The 790-nt window shown below is 63.8% G+C and carries 1 protein-coding gene; it reads right to left on the reverse strand.

Annotated elements, in window-relative coordinates; all coding sequences use genetic code 11:
- Nucleotides 1–790, reverse strand: a 790-nt coding sequence (locus ACFO0G_RS19875) for a lipoyl synthase (protein WP_376979802.1), incomplete at both ends; no start/stop codon positions are given.

Consider the following 790-nt stretch of genomic DNA (forward strand, 5'->3'; position numbering starts at 1 on the left):
TTGACCCAGCGGTCCACGGGCAGGTGCCGCTCACTGGGGCGCAGGTATTGGGTGATGGTGATCAGGTCGCACCCTGCCTGGTGGAGGTCTCGGAGGGCTTCGGAGATTTCCTCGCGGGTTTCGCCCATGCCCAGGATGAGGTTGGATTTGGTGACCATCCCGTGGTTGCGGCCCTGGGTGATGACGTCCAGGGAGCGGTCGTAGCGGAACGCGGGGCGGATGCGCTTGAAGATCCGGGGGACGGTTTCGACGTTGTGGGCGAAGACTTCGGGTTTGGAGTCGCAGATCGCTTTGATGTGGTCGGGGTTGCCGGAGAAGTCGGGGATGAGCAGTTCGACGCCGGTGCCGGGGTTCAGTTCGTGGATCTTGCGGACGGTTTCGGCGTAGAGCCAGACGCCTTCGTCCTCGAGGTCATCGCGGGCCACGCCGGTGACGGTGGCGTAGCGCAGCTGCATGGACTGGACGGAGCGGGCCACCTTGGTGGGTTCGAACCGGTCCAGGGGTGAGGGTTTGCCGGTGTCGATCTGGCAGAAGTCGCAGCGGCGGGTGCATTCGGACCCGCCGATCAGGAACGTGGCTTCCTTGTCTTCCCAGCATTCGAAGATGTTGGGGCAGCCGGCTTCCTCGCAGACGGTGTGCAGGCCTTCCTTTTTCACCAGGTTCTTCAGCCCGACGAACTCCGGGCCCATCTGGACCTTGGCCTTGATCCACTCCGGCTTGCGCTCCACCGGAACCGCAGCATTGCGCTGCTCGATCCGCAGCATCTTCCGGCCTTCAGGTGCCAATGTCA

This window comes from Arthrobacter sedimenti, assembly GCF_042652025.1.
GTDB lineage: Bacteria > Actinomycetota > Actinomycetes > Actinomycetales > Micrococcaceae > Arthrobacter > Arthrobacter sedimenti.